Origin of the sequence: Streptomyces sp. OfavH-34-F (genome assembly GCF_022347745.1) — a bacterium.
In the GTDB taxonomy this organism is placed as follows: Bacteria; Actinomycetota; Actinomycetes; order Streptomycetales; family Streptomycetaceae; genus Streptomyces.
In genome coordinates this window covers 1-2,188 of the sequence record NZ_JAKRGC010000554.1, presented here as the reverse complement: position 1 = coordinate 2,188, position 2,188 = coordinate 1, and the positions used below count along the sequence as shown (strand labels likewise).

Annotated in this window: 3 protein-coding genes and 1 pseudogene; 1 reads left to right on the top strand and 3 read right to left on the bottom strand. The window is 73.2% G+C overall.

Annotated elements, in window-relative coordinates; all coding sequences use genetic code 11:
* The 3 genes and pseudogenes from MHW47_RS34805 to MHW47_RS34795 all read right to left on the bottom strand — a co-directional run.
* Nucleotides 1-137, bottom strand: a pseudogene (locus tag MHW47_RS34805) (aminoglycoside phosphotransferase family protein); the annotation flags it as partial.
* Between the two features lie 274 nt (nucleotides 138-411).
* Entirely contained in the window at nucleotides 412-621 is a 210-nt protein-coding gene (locus MHW47_RS34800) for a hypothetical protein (protein WP_239227823.1), read from the bottom strand.
* Nucleotides 622-807: 186 nt separating this feature from the next.
* Nucleotides 808-1,068, bottom strand: coding sequence for a hypothetical protein (locus MHW47_RS34795; protein WP_239227822.1), 261 nt, complete (start codon nucleotides 1,066-1,068; stop codon nucleotides 808-810).
* 205 nt (nucleotides 1,069-1,273) lie between these two features.
* Here MHW47_RS34795 and MHW47_RS34790 point away from each other — a divergent pair.
* Nucleotides 1,274-2,188: serine/threonine-protein kinase (locus tag MHW47_RS34790; RefSeq protein WP_239227821.1), on the top strand; the 915-nt coding region annotated here is incomplete at its 3' end.

Genomic DNA, 2,188 nt, shown 5'->3' with positions numbered 1-2,188 from the left:
GGGCCGCTGCGGACGACGGTGCCGTCGGCCCGGTCGGCGAGCACGTCCGGCGCCGGGCAGGAGCAGGCACCCCCGGCGCCTGGATGGGCGGCCCGGTGCGCGAGATCGCCGAGCGCGCGTACGAGTGCGGTGTTCACGGTCTCCCCCGGTGCGACGGACGGCCCGACGGCGCGGGCGTCCTTCCGGCGCGCTGCCGGAACGAGGCGGGCCGGTGGCGGCGCCCCGCGCAGAGCGTACGCGGCACGGAGCCCGGGCGGGGGTTCGGTCCGCCGTCCTGTTTTCGGGCAGCGCGTTGTCCGGCCAGCTCCCCAGCTGGCCGGACAAACGCTGCCGTCCGCCGCACCCCCGTCCCCACGGGGTTGTTGGCCGGATGTCCCGGTCCGGACCGCTCTTCCGGACCCGGGGCGCCGCTCAGCGCCCCAGCATCACGCCCACGGACGACGCCTGTGTGACCACTGCTTCCCAGCCGCCGAAGACGACGACGAGCAGGGCCGCCAGGGGAAGGACCATGGCCGTCGCCACCAAGGGGTGACGGCGGCCGGACGACGGGCGGCTGCCGAACGCGGCGTACGCCCTGCGTCCTCGCGTGCGGACAACCGTCCGCGCTGCCGTGTCCGCCATGGTTCCTCTCCTGGTCCGATGTGGGGCGGCGGGCGTGTGACCTCGGGGGACGAGTGCGACGCCCGCCGCTTGGACTCAACATTAGGGATTCGGGGGGCGGGCGGCGTCATGCCCGCGTACCGAATCCCGGGCCTCCCGGAGGATGAGCCGTGCGTGGTCGGCGTACTCCCCTGGGTGGAGACGGGACTACGCGGGGTTGGGGTCTTCCCGGAGGGGACGTTCGGAGACATCCTCTCTCGGTACCGGTTGTTCGACCAGGGCCAGCACCCTGGTCGCCATGAAGCGGGCCGTGCGCACCACGGCCCCGTTCCTGGTGACTTCACTCACTTCGACCACACCCCGGCGGACGGCTGTCTCCACCCTGCGGCCGGCTCTGGACGCCACCACCTCGTAGGTCCGGGTGCTGTCCCCGGCGTCCACGACTATCTCGACCCGATCGCCCTTCACTGATCCAATCCCCCTTCTGCGACTGACCCTTGAGATCTCGCACGGGCCGGGGCGCCTGGATCCGCGGCTCCCTGACCACTTCTCAAGTTTCGCATCCGGCACTGACAATCGAATCCCCCGCGAGGGCGCGGCCTCTGAGCGCCCCGGCCGACGGGTACGTAAGCTGTGCCTCGTCAGGCGTACCAGGCAGCGGGGATGGGCAGACATGGCGATGATGCGGCTCCGGCGCGAGGACCCGCGTGTCGTCGGCTCGTTCAGGCTGCACCGGCGGCTCGGGGCCGGCGGGATGGGCGTCGTCTACCTGGGCTCGGACCGGCGCGGCCAGCGGGTCGCGCTCAAGGTGATCCGCCCGGACCTGGCGGAGGATCAGGAGTTCCGTTCGCGGTTCGCACGGGAGGTGTCCGCCGCCCGGCGCATCCGCGGCGGGTGCACGGCCCGGCTGGTGGCCGCCGATCTGGAGGCGGACCGTCCCTGGTTCGCCACGCAGTACGTGCCGGGCCCGTCGCTGCACGACAAGGTGGCCGAGGAGGGCCCGCTGTCGGCGGCCGAGGTCGCCTCGATCGGGGCGGCGCTCTCCGAGGGTCTGGTGGCGGTGCACGAGGCCGGGGTGGTCCACCGGGATCTCAAGCCCTCGAACATCCTGCTCTCCCCCAAGGGCCCCCGCATCATCGACTTCGGGATCGCCTGGGCGACGGGCGCCTCCACGCTGACGCACGTCGGTACGGCGGTGGGCTCGCCCGGCTTCCTGGCGCCCGAGCAGGTGCGGGGCGCCGCGGTGACCCCGGCGACGGACGTGTTCTCGCTGGGCGCGACGCTCGCGTACGCGGCGATGGCGGACTCCCCGTTCGGGCACGGCAGTTCCGAGGTCATGCTCTACCGGGTGGTGCACGAGGAGCCGCAGCTGTTCGATGTGCACGACGCGCTGGCGCCGCTGGTGAGCGCCTGTCTGGCGAAGGACCCGGAGGAGCGCCCGAGCACGCTGCAGCTGTCGATGCGGCTCAAGGAGATCGCGGCCCGCGAGGCCAAGGGGCTGCACGAGAGCCGGTCGCCGCTCCAGCGCTCCCCCCACGAGGCGGACCGGCCGACCGGCCGGCTGGACGGCCCGTACACGGAGCAGCAG

What these genes read in the sequence shown, in the direction of transcription:
- MHW47_RS34800 (WP_239227823.1), bottom strand. Translation starts at nt 621, where the DNA reads ATGGCGGACACGGCAGCGCGGACGGTTGTCCGCACGCGAGGACGCAGG.